We start from the raw sequence: 17,494 nt of genomic DNA, 5'->3' as shown, positions 1-17,494 counted from the left end.
CCCCCCCCCCCCCCCCGCCCCCCCCCCCGGCGGCGCGCCGGCCCCCCCCCCCCCCCCCCCCCCCCCCCCCCCCCCCCCCCCCCCCCCCCCCCCGGCCCCCCCGCCCCCCCCCCCCCCCCCCCCCCCCCCCCCCCCCCCCCCCCCCCCGGTGCCGCCACCGGAGCGGGGGCCCCGAGGGCCCGCGAAGGCCCATCCCATATGACTTGCCGGCGCTTGCTGGTCTCTCCGGGACGCGGAACGACGCAGGTTAACGCTTTTCTGCTACTCTTTTATTTTGCGCATTTTCAGGGTTGCCCGAGACTCACCAGGGCGACCAAAACGGGTTTGAGGCGGTCCCTTCATCTCGTTCCGCACGATTCGCGCACGGTCGTGGACGGCGGGTAGAAGCGGCCTTGCCACCGACGCGCTGCGGAGGCGGCATAGCCCACCACATCCACGTTCGGAGGGGTGTAGGCCACTACACCCCGACCACCTCGGTGCACCACCCTCCGGTTGTTCTCGGACCCCTGGACCGATCCTGGCAAGCTCGGGCCAATCCGATGGAAAGATGCGGTCATCGGTTGGCGCCCCCGCAGGTCACTCCCTACCGGACGGGCCGCGATTGCTGTGATTGCGTGGCACCGACCCGCAAGAGCTCTGGTCGGGTCCCTCCATCCTCATCGACGGCGACTGACTCCCACAATCGGATCGGCGAATTTCCGTTGATTTCTTATGTCCTGAGCGCATGTGTACGTGCAAAAAATGCATGCGATTCGAATTCGGCGAATCGTGGCCTTCGTTTCCCGAGGCGCCATGAAGTGTATTCAAAAGCTCGAACTCGCGTAGAACGGCCCCAGAATACCTGAGTTTTGTATCACACTATGAGCAGGTGATGACCGCCGGCGGCCGCGATCTCCAGCGCGCGCTTGGCGCTCTCCTGGCCCTTGATGTCGCGCAGGTCGAGCGGCGAGGCGGCGGCTTCATGCACCTTCGGCACCGGCCGCGACAGCACCTGCGTTCCCTTGAAATGGTTGGCGATCTGGATCAGCGAACTTGCGGCGATGATCTGGATGTCCGGGCTCGCCCATGCCGCTTCCGAGCCGCAAGCCGCCGGACAGATCAGCCCCTCCTCGCGCACATTGGCGCCGATCGCGGCGGGAAGGACACCGGCCACCGGTGCGATCGATCCGTCGAGGCCAAGCTCGCCCAGAACCGTGAAGCCGGTCAGCGCATCCGGGGGGATCGCGCCGATCGCCCCCATCAGCCCGAGCGCGATCGGCAGGTCATAATGGCTGCCCTCCTTGGGCAGATCGGCGGGCGCAAGATTGACGGTGATCCTGCGCGCCGGCAGCGCCAGCCCAGAGGCGATCAGCGCCGAGCGGACCCGCTCGCGCGCCTCCGACACCGCCTTGTCCGGGAGACCGACGATCGCGAAGGCCGGCAGACCGGGCGCGACCTGCACCTGCACGTCGACCGCACGGGCCTCGATCCCCTCAAAGGCGACGGTAGAAACCCGCTGAACCATGCCCGAACCAGCCTGCCCTTTTGCACAATTAGGGGTAGCAGAGCGGGCCAGTTCTTGCAAGAACAATACGGGAACGGGTCGAGAGGGCCGGAAGGCCTTAACCGATCGTAAACACGTCGAAGACACTACGCCTCGAATGCAAGCTGCTCTGCTCAGCACATTCCAACGAATGTCCGCTACTCCTAGGCTGCGGGATGGGCCGTGGTCTAACGGGTGAACAATTCAGATGCTTGCAAATCGCCGGAGAAGCGAACGACGGATGTGCACGCGGCTCGCCAAGATTCATTTTGGCGCGGGTTCGCTGCCGCGGGACTGCACGATCACGGATATTTCGGATGGCGGCGTGAAAGTGGTGGCGGAATTTCTGGAAGTGCCGCCGCAATTCACCATCATCTTCGCGCCCGACTATTCCCGGCAGTGCCGCCTGCGCTGGCGCATCGGCTGCGAGTTCGGCGCTGAATTCACCGACTGAGCTTTCGGAAGCGCCCCGCCTTAACGGGACTTTAGCGTTAATCGGTAAGCATCTCTGATCAGTCGCCGAGTGATCAGAGTATGTCCAAGCGTTTGTCCGTCGCCTCTCCTCCGGCGAGATATCTGTTTTCCGCACTTCTGATCTTGGCCCTGGGCGGCTGTCAGACCACCGGCATCGAGGACATCACCGGCGCGCTCGGCGGAAAATCGGACACGGCTGTCAGGGCCGAGGCCAAGCCAGACGTGAGGCCGGACATGGACGCGCTGCGCGAGCGCTATCGCGCCAAGCCTGGCGATCCCAACGTCGCGCTCGAATATGGCAAGGCGTTGCGCCAGACCGGCCAGCGCGCGCAGGCGCTCGCGGTGCTGGAGCAGGCCGTGCTTGCCCATTCCAGCAACAAGGCGCTGCTCGCCGGCTATGGCCGCGCGCTCGCCGACAGCGGCAGTTTCCAGCAGGCGTTCGACGTCCTCGGTCGCGCGCATTCGCCCGAGGATCCCGACTGGCATATCCTGTCGGCGCAGGGCGCCGCGCTCGATCAGCTCGGTCGCAACGAGGAGGCGCAGCAATACTACGCCGCCGCACTGAAAATCGTGCCGGACGAACCGTCGGTGCTGTCCAATCTCGGACTGTCCTACATGCTGCAGAACAATCTGCCGCGGGCAGAGGAAACGATGCGCCGCGCGCACGAGCGCAATCCCGCCGATCTCCGGGTGCGCGCCAATCTCGCGCTCGTGCTGGGACTGGAAGGAAAGCAGGCCGAGGCCGAAACCATCGTGAAGGCGGACCTGCCGCCGGATCAAGCGGCGGCAAAGGTCACAGCGCTGCGGCAGTTGCTGGTGAAGAAGCAGCAGCGGGCGGAGAAGTAACCCGCTCATTCCTGAGCTCGACAGATTGAGCCTCGCCGAGCGCACCGAGGGAGGTGCGTTCCCTCCCCCCTTGTGGGGGAGGGCTAGGGAGGGGGTAGCCCAGGAAAAAGTGCTGATTGGTGACGATGCATCGAATGGGTGCGCGACGGAAAGAGTCCCCGTGTAGCACCCCCTCCCTGCCCCTCCCCCACAAGGGGGGAGGGAACGGAGAGAGCTCAGCTCTTGTCCCTACGACGCCTTGCGATGCGGGGCTGACGCGCGCCCCGACCTGCCCTTCAGCTTCTTCAACAGCGGCCCGAGCAGCGAGCGCTTCGGCTTCTTCACCTCGCCCCGCCCGGCGAGGCGGTTCGCCACGTTCTGGAACAGCTCGGTGGTGCGGTGGCTCTTGGAGACCTCCGCGATCATCTGGCCATTGTTGGCCGCGGTCGAGAACAGCTTCGAATCGAACGGGATCACCGCGATCGGCTGGCTCTCCATGGTCTTGGCGAATGCCTTGACCTCGATCTCCGCCCGCTTGGGCATGCCGACCTGGTTGATGCAGTAGAGCGGTGGCCGGTCGTTCGGCCGCGCCGCCTTCAACACGTTCAGCATGTTCTTGGTGTTGCGCAGGTTCGCAAGATCGGGCTCGGCCACGATGACGATGTCGTCCGCGTTGACCAGCGCACGCCGCGTCCAGCCCGACCATTGGTGGGGAACGTCGAGCACGATGCAGGGCGTTGTCATGCGTAGCGTGTCGAACACCGCGTCAAAGGCCTCCGCGCCGAAATCGTAGACGCGGTCAAGCGTGGCAGGCGCAGCAAGCAGGCTAAGACGCTCGGTGCATTTGGAGAGCAGGCGCTCCATCAGGGCCGTGTCCGGCCGATCCTGCGACAGCACGGCATTGGCGATGCCCTGTACCGGGTCCTGGTTGTAGTCGAGACCTGCAGTGCCGAAGGCGAGGTCGAGATCGATCACGACGGAATCGAGCGCGAGGTCGCGGGCGATGGTCCAGGCCACATTGTGCGCGACGGTAGAGGCACCGACACCGCCCTTGGCGCCGACCACCGCGATGACACGGCCGGTGATAATGGTTTCGGACGCCGAGAACAGGCTGCAGATCGAGCGGACGACGTCGAGCGTTTCGACCGGTCCCACCACATAGTCGTTGACGCCGCGGCGGACCAGCTCGCGATAAGGCGCGGTGTCGCTGGGATTGCCGATCACCACCACACGAGTGCCGGGATCGCAGACGCCGGCGAGGTCGTCGAGGCCCTCGAGAATGTCGCGCGTGCCGTCGGATTCGATCACGATGACGTTCGGCGTCGGCATCGTTTCATAGACTTCGATGGCCGCCGCGAGGCCGCCGTCCTTGGCGGTGAGATGCGCCTTGGCGAGACGGCGATCCTGCCCGGCCGCGGTCACCGCGGCGAGCGTCTGCTCGGTCTCGCAAAAGGCTTGCACGGAGATGCGAGGAACCGGCGCAATGTGTTCCTCGGGGTGCTGCGGATCGTCCGCTTCTTCGTCGTGGACGCGTGTCATCTGCCTGTATCGCTGAGTTTGGCCTTGTCGGCGTCTGAATTGGTGGTCGCGATCGGCATGCCCTTGCGATAGCGCTCGAAGGCGATGTCACGCCGTGCGTTATAGGCTGGCGTCTCGGACCGCGGCTGCTCGAGGTCGGCTGGATTGTCGATCATTGCCGCGAGGTTGCGCTGGCTGGCGCAGCCCAGATTGAAATAGGGCTGGTTCTCGTTGTAGCCGGGGTCGAGGATGGAGGGGCCGATATCTTCCGGCCACAGCCCGCAGGGGCCGGCGACTGCGGCGATCCGGGAATAGCTCAGGCGGATGGTGGGCAGTAGTCCGGGATCCTCCGGCCGATACGGATGCTGGACGATGGCACGCGAGGGCACGCCGACGGATGCGAGCACGGAACGGATCTCGTGATAGGTCGCTGCCGCCGCCCGCGAATTCGCGGCGTTGGCGGGGACGTCGACGACCACCGAGCCGGTGCCTTCGCGCACCCAGTCCCGGGCAATGCCGGCGACGTCCGCGTGCTGCGCGGCCGAGAGGCCGCCGCGAGCCTTGCCGACGAAGATCACGATCGACTTCTTGGCTTCCTCGACCGCGATCGGGTGACGCTGGCGATAGTCGGTCGGCACCGTCTGGGTGACGATCTCGCCGGTGGTGTTGCAGGCGCCCAACATGACGGAGAGCCCCGTCAGCGCCAGCGCGACGCTCAACCTGCGACGTCGATCGGCCATGGTCTTCGTCATCGCTTCATCCCCTCGTGCCCCGTCTCTCGCCCGTCTCTGCCGCTTGCCCCAAGTCGTCCGTTCGTCATCAGTCGATGATGAAGCCGAAATCACCGGGCGTGCCCGCGATCGGATCGACGCGGCGCGCGATGCCATAGAGGCGGTTCATGCGGCCGAGCAGCGCCGTCTGGGCGTCAGAGGCCGGCGCGAAGCCGTCGTCGGGCCGGGACAGTTCCTTCTGAGCCACCGCGCGCACCACATAGGGCGTCACGATCACCATCAGCTCGGTCTCGTTGTTGACGAAGTCCTGGCTGCGGAACAGCGCACCGATGATCGGCACCTGGTCGACGCCGGGCAGGCCGTTGATCGCCTGTTTGGTCTGCTGCTGGATCAGGCCGGCCATCGCCATCGAACCGCCCGAGGGAATTTCCAGCGTCGTTTCGGCGCGGCGGGTCTGGATCGAGGGGATGGTGATCGAGTTGCTCGAGCTCGAGGACAGCGCCTGGGTCACCGTGATGGCGCTCTGGTTCGATAGCTCCGACACCTCGGTCATCACGCGCAGGCTGATCCGGCCCTCGCTCAGTACGACGGGGGTAAAGTTCAGGGAGATGCCGAACTTCTTGTAGGTGATCTGGGTGGTACAAACGTGGGTGACGGGATCGCAGGCGTAGCCCGACGGAATGGGGAATTCGCCGCCGGCGATGAAGGTGGCGGATTCGCCGGAGATCGCGGTCAGGCTCGGCTCGGCGAGCGTGCGCATGACACCGGCGCTTTCCATCGCGCGCATCGTGGCGCTGACGGTCGCGAAGCCCTTGGTGATGCCGGCCACACCTAATCCGTTGTTGCTGACGATCGGTCCGCCGCTGACCGAGAACGGGTTGGAATTGTTGAAGTTCACCACCGCGGTGCCGGCGTTCAGGCTGGCACTGAGATCGACGCCCAGCTGCTTGACGATATCGCGGCGCACTTCGCCGACGACGACCTTGAGCATCACCTGGTCGCGGCCGCGCACGACGATGTTGTTGACCACCTTCTCGGAGCCGCCGACCAGTTTGGCGGCGACGTCGCCGGCCTGCTGGGCCTCGACCGGGCTCGACACCGAGCCGGTCAGCATCACGCTGTCGCCGACGCCTTCGATCTGCACGCCCGGCAGCGCCTGACGCAGCGCCGTGCGCATGCCGTTGAGATCGCGCTTCACCGCGATGTCGTAGGCGGCCACCTGCTGGCCGTCGGCAGCGAAGAACACGACGTTGGTCTGGCCGACCTGTCCGCCGATGATATAGGCGCGTTGGGCCGAGCGGATCACGGCATTGGCGATCTTGGGATCGGCGACCAGCACGTCCTTGACGTCGCGCGGCAGGTCGATGACGGCGGACTTGCCGACGCCGAGCGACAGGAAGCGCGTCTTCGCCGGCACGATCGTCCCGACCGGCGACACATCGAGATCCGCTGCCTGCATCGGCGCCTGGTCGCCGACCGGCGCATCTGCGGCGCCGACGACATCGGGGGCTGCGAGGAGCCCCAGGATCAGCATCGTCCCCGTCCAGAACGAGCGCGCGCGATTCCCCCGAATGCGCATGCCCATCCGATCATCCCCGTAGTTCATCATGTCCCCATCACTTCTGTGACGTCAGTTGCCGCGCCTGTACGCCGTAGCGGATCACGTTGACCCCGCCGGACCGCTTGCTCGCCAGGTCCTCGGGCGTGCTGTCGACCGAGTTGGCATCGACGATGCTGCGCAGCGCGAGTGTCAGCGTGCCGCCCTGGCGCGCTGCCGATAGCGCGGCGACCTGGTCGGGTTTGAGCTCGAGCGTGACGGTCCTGCCGATGACGGCGTTCTGGCCGTCCTTTTCCTTCGGCGCCTGGTCGATCGCGAGCACGCGGATATTGGTCAGGATCGCTTCGGACAGGATGAGGTCGTTACCGCCGGCCCCGTCAGGATTCTTCAAGCGGCGGGTCAGCACGATGTCGACGCGGTCATTCGGCAGGATGAAGCCGCCGGCGGCAGTCTCGGCTGAAATCTCGGTGGAGACAGCGCGCATGCCCGACGGCAGGATCGCGGCCATGAAGCCGGAGCCGTCGGCCTTGACCAGCTTCTGCTCGCGGATCGGCTCGCCCTGCATCAACGGCACGCGTGCGATCGAGCCTGCGATCTGGATCTGCGCCTCGGGCCTGTTGTCGCGGCGGATGAAGGCGCTGCTCGCGGTCGCCGCCGGCCAGACCTGCCATTGCAGGTCCTCGGGCTTCACAGCCTGACCGAGCTGGATGTCGTTCTTGGCGACCAGGACCTCGACCGTCGGCAGCTTTTCGGCGACAGGAAGAACGGGCGCGGGCTTGTTGTCATAGCCGCTCGCCAGATACGCAGCGACGCCGCCGGCGCCCAGTGCGATGACGAGAACGACAATGCGTGCGGTGTTCATACGCTTCTACTCTTACGCGGGGCACTCGAACCGCACCTGGCGGGTTCCCCGTGTCGATGAGTAGGCAGTAAAAGTATAAGCGGTGTTGCGAGGCCGAATGTGATCGACGGCCGCGCTGTGGTCTTTCGGCAGATGGTGAACGTCGCGTTAGCCGGTCGGCCACTGGCCCCGTAGTTTCACGCAGTCGCGGCCCATGCATTCGAACGATGCGCCGCCGCGTCGTGGTGAATGGGTGGTTAGTGATGGGTGGGGTGATGCTTGGTGCCGGCATGCAGTGAGATGGAAACAACGCGCCACATCACCGCTGTCGTCCTGGCGAAAGCCAGGACCCATTACCACCGCGATGAGTTGTTAAGGAGGTGATCGATTCGATGTTCGTCAAACTGGCAGCCGGGGTAATGGGTCCTGGCTTTCGCCAGGACGACATTGAGGCTACAAGCCGATGCCTACCTCGCCCGCTTCTGCTCGATCACGTCCCAGAGCTTTGCGGCAACGTCCGGTCCGCCGAGCCGCGCGATGGCGCGGATGCCGGTCGGCGAGGTCACGTTGATCTCGGTGAGATTGCCGTTGATGACGTCGATGCCGACGAACAACAGCCCGCGCTCGCGCAGCGCCGGGCCCACGGTGGCGCAGATCTCGCGCTCGCGCGGCGTAAGCTCGGTCTCCTGCGCTGCGCCGCCGCGCACCATGTTGGAGCGGAGGTCGTCGGCGGCCGGCACGCGATTCACCGCGCCGGCGAACTCGCCGTTGATCAGGATGATGCGCTTGTCGCCGTGCTTGACCTCGGGGATGAACTGCTGGATCACCCAGGCTTCCTTGAAGGTCACCGAGAACATGTCGAACAGCGAGCCGAAATTCATGTCCTGCGGCATCACGCGGAACACCGCCGCGCCGCCATGGCCGTGCAAGGGCTTCATCACGACGGCGCCATGCTTGTCGCGAAACGCGTTGATCTCGTCGAGGTCGCGCGAGATCAGCGTCGGCGGCATCAGCTGCGGGAAGTTCATCACGAACAGCTTTTCCGGCGCGTTGCGCACCGAGGCGGGGTCGTTGACGACGAGCGTCTTCGGATGGATGCGTTCGAGAAGGTGCGTCGAGGTGATATAGGCGAGGTCGAACGGCGGATCCTGGCGGAGCAGCACCACGTCGAAGCCGTTGAGCGCCTCGCGCCTGGGTTCGCCCAGGGTGAAATGATTGCCGGGCTCGTCGCGCACGGTGAGGAGCTGAACCGGAGCGACGATCTCCTCGCCGACCATCGAGAGCTTGTCGGGCGTGTAATAGGACAGGCCGTGGCCGCGCTTCTGCGCCTCCAGGAGCAGCGCAAAGGTGGAATCGCCCTCGATGTTGATGCGGGCGATGGGGTCCATCTGGACGGCGACGTTCAGTTTCATGGTCTGCCTTTCAGGTCGAGGCGTCGAATGCCGCCAACACATGGCGTGGAAGTGACCGCGGCGCAATCAGCATGGCATCGAATCGCATTTCAAATTCCGCATGCTCGGGATGCGCGACGAGCCAGCCTTGCGCGGCATCGATGATGCGCTGCTGCTGGCGCGGCGTCACCGCGAAGGCGGCGTCGTCCAGCGTCGCGCGCGCCTTGACCTCGACGAAGGCGATCAAATTGCGGCGGCGCGCCACGATGTCGATCTCGCCATGCGGCGTGCGGTAGCGTTTGGCGAGGATGCGATAGCCCTTGGCCATGAGATAGGCCGCGGCGCGGCTTTCCGCGGAGATGCCGGTGCGAAACGCGGCGACGCGCTCGGGCGAGGCGATTTTCGGTTCCGTCGGGACCTCAGCCTTCGCCATCGCCGCCCCGCAACTCCTTGGCAAGCTCGAGCGCGCGGGCATAGACCTCGCGGCGCGGCCGGCCCGAGAGCGCGACCGCATGCGCCACCGCATCCTTGACGCTGTTCGCGGCGAGCTGCTCGCGCAGGACACCGTCGAGCGCATCCGATGTCAGCATCTCGGCATCCGCCGCAGGCGGAGCGATCACCAGCACAAATTCTCCGCGCGTCTCCAGCGTATCGGCGCCGCGCGCGAGCTCACGCAACGTGGCGCGCGAAATCTGCTCGTGCAGTTTCGTCAGCTCGCGGCAGATCGCGGCTTCGCGGCTCCCCATAATCTCGGCAAGCTCGGCGAGCGTGTCCTGCACGCGGTTGCCGGAGTCGAACATCACCAGCGTCGCATCGATGCGCGCAAGCTCAGTCAGGCGGGACCGTCGCGCCGCCGATTTGGCCGGCAAAAACCCTTCGAAAAAGAAGCGGTCGGTCGGCAGCGCGGCGACCGACAGCGCCGCCAGCACCGAGGACGGACCGGGCAGCGCGTAGACCGCGTGGCCGGCGGCGCAGACCTCGCGCACCAGCTTGTAGCCGGGGTCCGAGATCAGCGGCGTGCCGGCATCCGACACCAGCGCGATCGAGCCACCCTGCGAAAGCCGCTCCAGGATTTTTGGGCGGGCCGCTTCCGCATTATGCTCGTGATATTGTTTGAGCTGCGCGGAGATATCGTAGCGCTCGGTCAGACGCCGCGTGATTCGGGTGTCCTCGCAGGCGATGACATCGACCCCGGCGAGGGTCTGCAGCGCCCGCAGCGTGATGTCGCCGAGATTGCCGATGGGGGTCGCGACCAGGTGCAGGCCCGGCGCGGCCTTCGGCGCGACAAGCCGATGGGCGTCGATGGAGAAACCGCGCGAGGCGGGCTCCGTCATCTCGGGTGTATTTATCGGGGACGGCTTTGCGCGCATAATCAAACGAACTTAGGCATGATCCCCGGAGCTGGGAACCGGTCCCCGAAAAAAGATCGTGCCTGGGCAAGGGGCGACAAAGGACTGGAATGTGATCCATTCGGCATCACATACCGCAGGGAATGAAGCGTCAGCGCCATATTCGTGGCGGAAACGCCGCCTTGATGCTGGGTGACGGACGGCGGACAGCTAGCCAGAACTTGAGAGGAAGCCGCGTTAAGCGGGCATTATCCTTTTGTTTGAGTTAACTATTTGCCGACAATATGCCTGAATCCATGGCCGGTGTCGTGGAAAGAATGTCGTGACCGGCTGGCGACGGTCGGTCGGAAGAGAAACTGTCATGACGGGCCCACGTGATCCCAGATCTTCCTTTTCGGAGGAGTCTCCCGTTCAGGGGCCCCTGATGTCAGGGGCGACCCGGCGAAGCGCGCTCGGCTTGTTGCTCGGCGCGCCGCTGCTGTCGGCCTGCGCCGGCGTGCAGCAGAGCCTGAGCCAGTTCTCCAATCCGTTCAGCAGCTCCTCCCCGCCTCCGGCCCAGCCGGCCGGCCCGCCGCAACAGGCGACGACCGCCGGCACCGGCGGGGTGAAGGTTGCCGTGATCCTGCCGCTCTCGGCATCCGGCAATGCCGGCCTCGCCGCGCAGTCGATGCGCAACGCCGCCGAGATGGCGCTGGCCGAGTTCCAGAATCCCAACATCCAGCTCCTGATCAAGGACGACAATGGCAGCCCGCAGGGCGCGCAAGCGAGTGCGCAGCAGGCGGTGGACGAGGGCGCCGTGATCATCCTGGGGCCGCTGTTCGCGCAATCGGTGCCTGCGGTGGCGCAGATCGCGCGCACGCGCGGGATCCCGGTGATGGCGTTCTCGACCGATTCCAGCATTGCCGGCCGCGGTGTCTATCTGCTGAGCTTCCTGCCGGAGTCCGACGTCAACCGCATCGTCGAATATTCCGCCAGCATCGGAAAGCGCTCCGTCGCTGTGCTCGTGCCCGACAATGCCTATGGCAACGTGGTCGAGGCCGCGGTGAAGGCGGCCGTGCCGCGCCGCGGCGGGCGCATCGTCGCGTTCGAGAAATACGGCGCCGATCGCGCCACGCCGGCCCGGACCGTTGCGCAGCAGCTCGGCAGCGCCGATGCGCTGTTCATCGCCGATGACGGCGACGCCGTCGTCGCGGTCGCCGATGCGATGAGCGCGGCGGGGGCGAATCTGCGCAATATCCAGCTGCTCGGTACCGGCCTGTGGGACAGTCCGCGCGTCTATGCCAGCTCCAACTTGCAAGGCGGCCTCTACGCCGCGCCGGACCCGGCCGGCTTCCGCGCCTTCTCCGGCCGCTATCGCACCAAATATGGCGCGGAGCCCGTGCGCACCGCGACGCTCGCCTATGACGCCGTCGCCCTGGTCGCCGCGCTGGCGCGCACGCAAGGCACGACGCGCTTCTCATCCGACGTGCTCACCAATCCGTCCGGCTTTGCCGGCATTGACGGCCTGTTCCGCTTCCGCGCCGACGGCACCAACGAGCGTGGTCTCGCGGTGATGAAGGTCACGACCGGTGGCGGCGTGGCCGTGGCGGGCTCGCCGAAGAGTTTTGGGGCGTAGTTCAAGATGACGGTGCCGTAGGGTGGGCAAAGGCGCGCTTTGCGCGCCGTGCCCACCATCTTTCTGCACATGTGGTAAAAATGGTGGGCACGCTTCACTTTGCCCACCCTACGACAGCTCGCTACGCCGCCAGATCCGCGACCACCGCGTCCAGCACCGGAAAACCGCTGCTGGTCACGCGCAGCCGTCCCGTTGCATCCACGGTGATCGCGCCTTCTTCGCGCAGCAGCGTGATGCGCTTGGGATCAAGCGAGCGGCCTGACAGCGCGCGGTAGCGCTCGGGGTCGATGCCCTCGACGAGGCGCAACCCCATCAGCAAAAATTCGTCGGCGCGCTCTTCGCTGTTGAGGAGATCGTCGGTGACGACGCCGTGCCCGTTGGTCTCGACCCGCATCACCCAGGCTTCGGGACGCTTCTCGGTAGCGGTCGCGTGCCTGATGCCGTCGATGTCGAGCCGGCCATGGGCACCGGGGCCGATGCCGGCATATTCCTCGCCGCGCCAGTAGACCAGATTGTGCCGGCACTCGGCGCCCCGCCGCGCGTGATTTGAAATCTCGTAGGCGGGCAGGCCGAGCTTGTCGCAGGTTTCCTGTGTGACGTCGTAGAGCGCGCGTGCGACCGCTTCATCCGGCGTCTTCAGCTTGCCGGCTTGATGCAGGCCGAAGAACGGCGTGCCTTCTTCGATCGTCAATTGATAGAGCGACAGATGCTCGGCCGCCTCGCCGATCGCGAGACGCAATTCATCGGCCCACATCGCCGGCGTCTGGTCGGGACGGGCGTAGATCAGGTCGAACGAATAACGATCGAACGAGCGGCGCGCGATGGCGACGGCATCGAGGGCCTCGCGCGCGCTGTGCATGCGGCCGAGCGCTTTCAGCGAGGCATCGTCGAGCGCCTGCACGCCGAGCGAGACGCGATTGACGCCGGCGGCGCGATAACCGGCGAAGCGCGTGGCCTCGACGCTGGTCGGGTTTGCCTCCAGCGTGACTTCAACGTCTTTCGCTACAGTCCAGTGCTTGCCGATGGCGTCGAGCACAGCGCCGACGGTTGCAGGCTGCATGAGCGAGGGCGTGCCGCCGCCGAGAAAGATCGAGGTGACTTCGCGGCCGGGCGAGCGCTCGGCGGTCGTCGCGATCTCACGCGCGAATGCTGACGCAAAACGCGCTTCGTCGATCGCGGCGTGACGGACATGACTGTTGAAGTCGCAATAGGGGCACTTCGACAGGCAGAACGGCCAGTGCACGTAGACGCCGAAGGCTTCCTTAGCGCGGCTCAAGGCAGATCTCCGCCAGTTTCACGAAGGCGCGGGCACGGTGCGACAGGCCGAGACCGAGCGGCGGCAGGCCGTGCTTCTCGATGCTCTCCATCTCGCCGAACGTGCGGCTGTGGCCATCGGGCAAAAACATCGGGTCGTAGCCGAAGCCGGCGGTGCCGCGCGGCGGCCACACCAGCGTGCCGTCGACGCGCGCCTCGACCTGTTCGAGATGATCGTCGGGCCATGCAACGCACAGCGCGGAAACGAAATGCGCCTTGCGCTTGGCGGGCGTGGTCGCGCCGCGCTCCTGCAACAGCCGTTCGATCTGCGCCATTGCCGCGGCAAAATCCTTGTTCGGGCCGGCCCAGCGCGCCGAGTAGATGCCGGGAGCGCCGTCGAGCGCGTCGACCACGATGCCGGAATCATCGGCGAAAGACGGCAGCTTCGTCGCCTGCGCTGCCGCGATCGCCTTGATCGCGGCGTTGCTGCGGAAATCGTTTCCGGTCTCTTCCGGCTCCGGAAGATCTAATTCGCCGGCCGACACCGCCTCGATGCCGTAAGGCGCAAGCAGCTCCTTCATCTCGGCGAGCTTGCCGGGATTATGGGTCGCGATGACCAGCTTTCCGGTGATTCGGCGATGCATCGGCCTATTGACTACGCTACCGCCAGTTTCTGCAAGTCCACGAGACGCGCCACGCCCTTGCGCGCCAGCGCCATCAACGCCAGGAACTCGGCTTCCGTGAACGGCTCGCGTTCCGCGGTGCCCTGGACTTCGATGATGCGGCCATCGCCCGTCATGACGAAATTGGCGTCGGTATCGGCTTCGGAGTCCTCGGCATAGTCGACGTCGAGCACGGGCGTGCCCTTGTAGATGCCGCAGGAGATCGCGGCGACGTTGTCGCGCAACACATTGGCCTTGACCATGTTGCGCGCCTTCATCCAGCTGACGCAATCGGCGAGCGCGACCCAGGCACCGGTGATCGAGGCCGTGCGGGTGCCGCCGTCGGCCTGGAGGACGTCGCAATCGACCGTGATCTGGCGCTCACCGAGTGCTTCGAGATTGATGATGGTGCGAAGCGAGCGGCCGATCAGGCGCTGAATTTCGACGGTGCGGCCGCTCTGCTTTCCAGCGGAGGCCTCGCGGCGGGTGCGTTCCGAGGTCGCGCGCGGCAGCATGCCGTATTCGGCGGTGACCCAGCCGCGGCCCTGGCCCTTCAGCCACGGCGGCAGACGGTCTTCCAGTGTGGCGGTGACCAGCACGTGGGTGTCGCCGAATTTCACCAGGCACGAGCCTTCCGCATATTTGACCACGCCGCGCTCCAGCGTCACGGGGCGCAATTCGTCGGGCGCACGGCGGCTTGGCCGCATGGGAAATCCTCCAAAACTCTCGGAAAAGGGCTGTTGGCGGTGCTTGTAGGTTGGGTGAGGGTGGGCGGCAAGGGGGAAGATCGAGGCCTTATTCACTCCCGATTTTCAATCCGCGAACGCCACGCTTGTCAGAAGCCCCAGGGATAGACAAATTACCTTTATCTTAGAGGAGTTACGGTCTGTGGCCCATCACGATCCGATCCATCTGATCGCGCCGCGCGCGGGCCTCGCCCAGCTCAACGAGCGTTCTCGCGACATCTTTCGTCAAATCGTCGAAAGCTACCTCGCGACCGGCGAGCCGGTGGGCTCACGCAATATTTCGCGCCTGATCGCCATGCCGCTGTCGCCCGCGTCGGTCCGCAACGTCATGGCCGACCTGGAACAGCTCGGCTTGATCTACGCCCCGCACACCTCCGCCGGCCGGTTGCCGACGGAACTCGGCCTGCGGTTCTTCGTCGATGCCCTGATGCAGGTCGGCGATCTCAATGACAGCGAACGGCAGGCGATTCAGAGCCAGTTGACCTCCGTCGGCCACGCGCAATCGGTGGAGGCTGCGCTCGAAGAGGCATTGACGCGGCTCTCCGGCCTGACCCGCGCAGCCGCCGTCGTGCTGACGCCGAAATCCAATGCGCGGCTGAAACATATCGAATTCGTCCGCTTGGAACCGGAAAAGGCATTGGTGATCCTGGTCGGCGAGGACGGGCAGGTCGAAAACCGCGTGTTGACGCTGCCACCGGGGGTTCCATCCTCGGCGTTGACCGAAGCCGGGAACTTCCTCAATGCCCGTATCCGGGGCCGGACCCTGGCCGAGGCCCGGCTGGAGCTCGAAACCGCGCTCGGAGAGGCGCGCACCGAGCTCGATCAGCTGACGCACAAGGTGATCTCGGCCGGCATCGCCAGTTGGTCCGGCGGCGAGAACGAGGACCGCCAGCTCATCGTCCGCGGCCACGCCAATCTGCTCGAGGATTTGCATGCGCTGGAGGATCTCGAGCGCGTTCGCCTGCTGTTCGACGATCTCGAGACCAAGCGCGGGGTCATCGACCTGCTCGGGCGGGCCGAGACTGCGGAAGGCGTGCGGATCTTTATCGGCAGTGAGAACAAGCTGTTCTCGCTGTCGGGCTCGTCCACCATCATCTCGCCCTATCGGGATGCCGCCGGCCATATCGTCGGCGTTTTGGGCGTGATCGGGCCGACGCGGCTGAATTATGCCCGTGTGATCCCGACCGTGGACTATGCTGCCCGCATCGTCAGCCGGCTCCTGGGGGGCTGACCTGCGTCTCTCCCGATCACGGGCGCTTGATTTTCGGCGTCCGAAGCACGATATGCGGGCCAGAAACCCCCTGAGACGAATGCGAAAAGAGAGCCGATGACCGATCGAGACCGGCAACCCGAAGACACGAGTGCTGCGGCCGGCGAGCCCGTGGTGTCAAAACCCTACATCATGCCCGACGATCCCGAGCCGGGCTCGGTCGAGCTCCTGCAGAAGGAAGCCGCCGAGGCGCGCGACCGCATGCTGCGGACGCTGGCCGAGATGGAGAATCTGCGCAAGCGCACCGCCAAGGAGGTCGCTGACTCCAAGCTCTACGGCGTCACGGGCTTTGCCCGCGACGTGCTCGACATCGCCGACAACCTCCAGCGCGCGCTCGATGCCGTTCCGGCCGAAGCCCGTGCGGCGGCCGATGCAGGCCTCGCCTCGCTGATCGAGGGCGTCGAACTGACCGAGCGCTCGCTACTGAGCGCGCTGGAAAAACACGGCGTGAAGAAGTTCGATCCCTTGGGCCAGAAGTTCGACCCGAACTTCCAGCAGGCGATGTTCGAGGTGCCCGATGCGTCGGTACCCGCGGGCACCGTCGTGCAGGTCATGCAGGCCGGCTACACCATCGGCGAGCGCGTGCTGCGTCCCGCCTTGGTCGGTGTCGCCAAGGGCGGCGCCAAGGCCGCGCCCGCCAACAGCAACGAGCCGAACGGCGCTGCGAACTGATCGATCCTCATGGTGAGGAGGCGCGTCAGCGCCGTCTCGAACCATGCAGGCCGAGCTGCTGCAGCGGGGGCCTTCATCCTTCGAGACGCGCGCCAAGAAGCGCGCTCCTCAGGATGAGGGTCTGGCAGTTCGGTTGCGTCTCTTACGCGCTCGCGGCGATATCTGCGGACTGAATCCGCTTCACGCCGGCCTTGGCCATGTCGGCCCAGGCTTTTGCGAGCGAACCCTGATTGTCGATGCCGCGGCAGGCGTCTTCCACCACATAGACCTCGAAGCCCGCCTTGCGCGCGTCGAGCGCGGTCCAGGCCACGCAGAAATCCGTCGCCAGCCCGACTACGAAGACGCGCTTGATCTTGCGGGCCTTAAGATAGCCGGCAAGGCCGGTCGAGGTCTTGCCGTCGGCTTCGAGGAAGGCCGAATAGCTGTCGACGTCCTTGTGAAAACCCTTGCGGATGATGAGCTCGGCCTGCGGGATCGCAAGGTCTTTCGACAGCGCGGCGCCATCGGTGCCCTGCACGCAATGGTCCGGCCACAGCACCTGCTTGCCGTAGGGAAGATCGACGGTCTCGAACGGCTTCTTCCCGGCGTGGACTGACGCAAAGGAAACATGGCCTTGCGTGTGCCAGTCCTGCGTCATCACCACGTTCGAAAATGCTTTCGAGATCTTGTTGATGACGGGCACCACCTGCTCGCCTTCCTTCACGGCGAGGCTGCCGCCGGGCAGGAAGCAGTTCTGCACGTCGATCACGAGCAGCGCGGATGCATCGTCCGGCTTGATCGATGCCGCTGCCAGAATTGCGGTTGGCGCGAGCGCCACGAGCGCGCTCGTCCCGAGCGCTGCCAAGACTTGTCGCCGATCCAGCATCATTCGCCTCCCTCCAGGATGAACTCAACGGAAGGGGAGCCTAGTTCCGTTCGTATACGAACAGAAGCCCGAAAATGCAGCCGGCTTTGGTGAGTCGTTGGGCTTGAGCCGCGGGTTCGGTGCACCTCGCCCGCTTGCGAGGGCTTTGCTTAATTGGCCGAGCGGGAGTGAGGCTCGATATGGGGTATTTTTTTGTGCGGC

The 17,494-nt window shown here is 65.6% G+C and carries 16 protein-coding genes and 1 pseudogene; 5 read left to right on the top strand and 12 right to left on the bottom strand.

Features of this window, described 5'->3' with window-relative positions; all coding sequences use genetic code 11:
* Nucleotides 1-856: 856 nt before the first annotated feature.
* Nucleotides 857-1,504 (bottom strand): annotated as a pseudogene (locus AC0L30_RS30880) (magnesium chelatase domain-containing protein); the annotation flags it as partial.
* Between the two features lie 226 nt (nucleotides 1,505-1,730).
* Here AC0L30_RS30880 and AC0L30_RS30875 point away from each other — a divergent pair.
* Both AC0L30_RS30875 and AC0L30_RS30870 read left to right on the top strand, forming a co-directional pair.
* Complete coding sequence (locus AC0L30_RS30875; protein WP_007598461.1) at nucleotides 1,731-1,976, top strand: PilZ domain-containing protein; 246 nt, start codon at nucleotides 1,731-1,733, stop codon at nucleotides 1,974-1,976.
* Nucleotides 1,977-2,056: 80 nt separating this feature from the next.
* Nucleotides 2,057-2,842 carry a tetratricopeptide repeat protein gene (locus AC0L30_RS30870; RefSeq protein WP_007598466.1) on the top strand — a complete coding sequence of 262 codons (786 nt, stop codon included), beginning with the start codon at nucleotides 2,057-2,059 and terminating at the stop codon, nucleotides 2,840-2,842.
* Between the two features lie 228 nt (nucleotides 2,843-3,070).
* On the opposite strand, the gene AC0L30_RS30865 is transcribed toward AC0L30_RS30870, so the two are convergent.
* The 7 genes from AC0L30_RS30865 to rsmI form a co-directional block, all read right to left on the bottom strand.
* A complete protein-coding gene (locus AC0L30_RS30865) occupies nucleotides 3,071-4,360 on the bottom strand; it encodes a CpaE/TadZ family protein (protein ID WP_354172003.1) in 1,290 nt (429 codons plus the stop codon).
* Entirely contained in the window at nucleotides 4,357-5,091 is a 735-nt protein-coding gene (locus tag AC0L30_RS30860; RefSeq protein ID WP_007598468.1) for a CpaD family pilus assembly protein, read from the bottom strand. Before AC0L30_RS30860 ends, AC0L30_RS30865 begins: the two co-directional genes overlap by 4 nt.
* Nucleotides 5,092-5,158: 67 nt before the next feature.
* Nucleotides 5,159-6,676 (bottom strand): type II and III secretion system protein family protein, encoded by a 1,518-nt coding sequence (locus tag AC0L30_RS30855; RefSeq protein WP_473405961.1) that lies wholly within the window; start codon nucleotides 6,674-6,676, stop codon nucleotides 5,159-5,161.
* Nucleotides 6,677-6,686: 10 nt separating this feature from the next.
* On the bottom strand, nucleotides 6,687-7,490 hold the full coding sequence (gene cpaB, locus AC0L30_RS30850) for a Flp pilus assembly protein CpaB (RefSeq protein ID WP_473405923.1): 804 nt from the start codon (nucleotides 7,488-7,490) through the stop codon (nucleotides 6,687-6,689).
* Nucleotides 7,491-7,936: 446 nt separating this feature from the next.
* Nucleotides 7,937-8,881 carry a glutathione synthase gene (gshB, locus tag AC0L30_RS30845; RefSeq protein WP_473405922.1) on the bottom strand — a complete coding sequence of 315 codons (945 nt, stop codon included), beginning with the start codon at nucleotides 8,879-8,881 and terminating at the stop codon, nucleotides 7,937-7,939.
* A 10-nt stretch (nucleotides 8,882-8,891) separates the two neighbouring features.
* Nucleotides 8,892-9,293, bottom strand: a complete 402-nt coding sequence (locus AC0L30_RS30840) for a YraN family protein (protein WP_007598474.1) — start codon at nucleotides 9,291-9,293, stop codon at nucleotides 8,892-8,894.
* The gene (gene rsmI, locus AC0L30_RS30835; protein WP_354200295.1) at nucleotides 9,280-10,230 is read right to left on the bottom strand and encodes a 16S rRNA (cytidine(1402)-2'-O)-methyltransferase; all 951 of its coding nucleotides are present in this window, start codon (nucleotides 10,228-10,230) and stop codon (nucleotides 9,280-9,282) included. The genes AC0L30_RS30840 and rsmI overlap by 14 nt, the downstream gene beginning before the upstream one ends.
* 340 nt (nucleotides 10,231-10,570) lie before the next feature.
* On the opposite strand from rsmI, the gene AC0L30_RS30830 reads away from it, so the two are divergent.
* The gene (locus AC0L30_RS30830) at nucleotides 10,571-11,824 is read left to right on the top strand and encodes a penicillin-binding protein activator (RefSeq protein WP_473405921.1); all 1,254 of its coding nucleotides are present in this window, start codon (nucleotides 10,571-10,573) and stop codon (nucleotides 11,822-11,824) included.
* A gap of 121 nt (nucleotides 11,825-11,945) precedes the next feature.
* On the opposite strand, the gene hemW is transcribed toward AC0L30_RS30830, so the two are convergent.
* Genes hemW through rph form a run of 3 tightly spaced genes read right to left on the bottom strand, consistent with a single transcriptional unit; the run spans nucleotide 11,946 to nucleotide 14,447 of the window.
* Nucleotides 11,946-13,100 carry a radical SAM family heme chaperone HemW gene (gene hemW / locus AC0L30_RS30825; protein ID WP_354171993.1) on the bottom strand — a complete coding sequence of 385 codons (1,155 nt, stop codon included), beginning with the start codon at nucleotides 13,098-13,100 and terminating at the stop codon, nucleotides 11,946-11,948.
* The gene (gene rdgB, locus AC0L30_RS30820; protein ID WP_473405920.1) at nucleotides 13,087-13,722 is read right to left on the bottom strand and encodes an RdgB/HAM1 family non-canonical purine NTP pyrophosphatase; all 636 of its coding nucleotides are present in this window, start codon (nucleotides 13,720-13,722) and stop codon (nucleotides 13,087-13,089) included. Before rdgB ends, hemW begins: the two co-directional genes overlap by 14 nt.
* An 11-nt stretch (nucleotides 13,723-13,733) precedes the next feature.
* On the bottom strand, nucleotides 13,734-14,447 hold the full coding sequence (rph, locus tag AC0L30_RS30815) for a ribonuclease PH (protein ID WP_473405919.1): 714 nt from the start codon (nucleotides 14,445-14,447) through the stop codon (nucleotides 13,734-13,736).
* A gap of 181 nt (nucleotides 14,448-14,628) precedes the next feature.
* On the opposite strand from rph, the gene hrcA reads away from it, so the two are divergent.
* Entirely contained in the window at nucleotides 14,629-15,717 is a 1,089-nt protein-coding gene (gene hrcA / locus AC0L30_RS30810) for a heat-inducible transcriptional repressor HrcA (protein ID WP_007598483.1), read from the top strand.
* Between the two features lie 96 nt (nucleotides 15,718-15,813).
* A complete protein-coding gene (gene grpE, locus AC0L30_RS30805) occupies nucleotides 15,814-16,428 on the top strand; it encodes a nucleotide exchange factor GrpE (RefSeq protein WP_275168934.1) in 615 nt (204 codons plus the stop codon).
* Between the two features lie 142 nt (nucleotides 16,429-16,570).
* On the opposite strand, the gene pncA is transcribed toward grpE, so the two are convergent.
* Nucleotides 16,571-17,293: a bifunctional nicotinamidase/pyrazinamidase gene (gene pncA, locus AC0L30_RS30800; RefSeq protein WP_219681965.1), complete on the bottom strand. Its 723-nt coding sequence runs from the start codon at nucleotides 17,291-17,293 to the stop codon at nucleotides 16,571-16,573.
* Nucleotides 17,294-17,494 lie beyond the last annotated feature (201 nt).

The organism is Bradyrhizobium sp. MI1.11 (assembly GCF_055811255.1).
Note: the sequence above shows the minus strand (reverse complement) of the source record. Positions and strands in the feature narration are given on the sequence as shown.

Excerpts from the sequence above, each read along its gene's own strand:
- AC0L30_RS30875 (WP_007598461.1), top strand. The coding sequence starts at position 1,731 with ATGCTTGCAAATCGCCGGAGAAGCGAACGACGGATGTGCACGCGGCTC.
- AC0L30_RS30865 (WP_354172003.1), bottom strand. The coding sequence starts at position 4,360 with ATGACACGCGTCCACGACGAAGAAGCGGACGATCCGCAGCACCCCGAG.
- AC0L30_RS30855 (WP_473405961.1), bottom strand. The coding sequence starts at position 6,676 with ATGAACTACGGGGATGATCGGATGGGCATGCGCATTCGGGGGAATCGC.
- grpE (WP_275168934.1), top strand. The coding sequence starts at position 15,814 with ATGACCGATCGAGACCGGCAACCCGAAGACACGAGTGCTGCGGCCGGC.
- cpaB (WP_473405923.1), bottom strand. The coding sequence starts at position 7,490 with ATGAACACCGCACGCATTGTCGTTCTCGTCATCGCACTGGGCGCCGGC.
- rsmI (WP_354200295.1), bottom strand. The coding sequence starts at position 10,230 with ATGCGCGCAAAGCCGTCCCCGATAAATACACCCGAGATGACGGAGCCC.
- rph (WP_473405919.1), bottom strand. The coding sequence starts at position 14,447 with ATGCGGCCAAGCCGCCGTGCGCCCGACGAATTGCGCCCCGTGACGCTG.
- AC0L30_RS30860 (WP_007598468.1), bottom strand. The coding sequence starts at position 5,091 with ATGACGAAGACCATGGCCGATCGACGTCGCAGGTTGAGCGTCGCGCTG.
- AC0L30_RS30870 (WP_007598466.1), top strand. The coding sequence starts at position 2,057 with ATGTCCAAGCGTTTGTCCGTCGCCTCTCCTCCGGCGAGATATCTGTTT.
- AC0L30_RS30840 (WP_007598474.1), bottom strand. The coding sequence starts at position 9,293 with ATGGCGAAGGCTGAGGTCCCGACGGAACCGAAAATCGCCTCGCCCGAG.
- AC0L30_RS30830 (WP_473405921.1), top strand. The coding sequence starts at position 10,571 with ATGACGGGCCCACGTGATCCCAGATCTTCCTTTTCGGAGGAGTCTCCC.
- pncA (WP_219681965.1), bottom strand. The coding sequence starts at position 17,293 with ATGCTGGATCGGCGACAAGTCTTGGCAGCGCTCGGGACGAGCGCGCTC.
- rdgB (WP_473405920.1), bottom strand. The coding sequence starts at position 13,722 with ATGCATCGCCGAATCACCGGAAAGCTGGTCATCGCGACCCATAATCCC.
- gshB (WP_473405922.1), bottom strand. The coding sequence starts at position 8,881 with ATGAAACTGAACGTCGCCGTCCAGATGGACCCCATCGCCCGCATCAAC.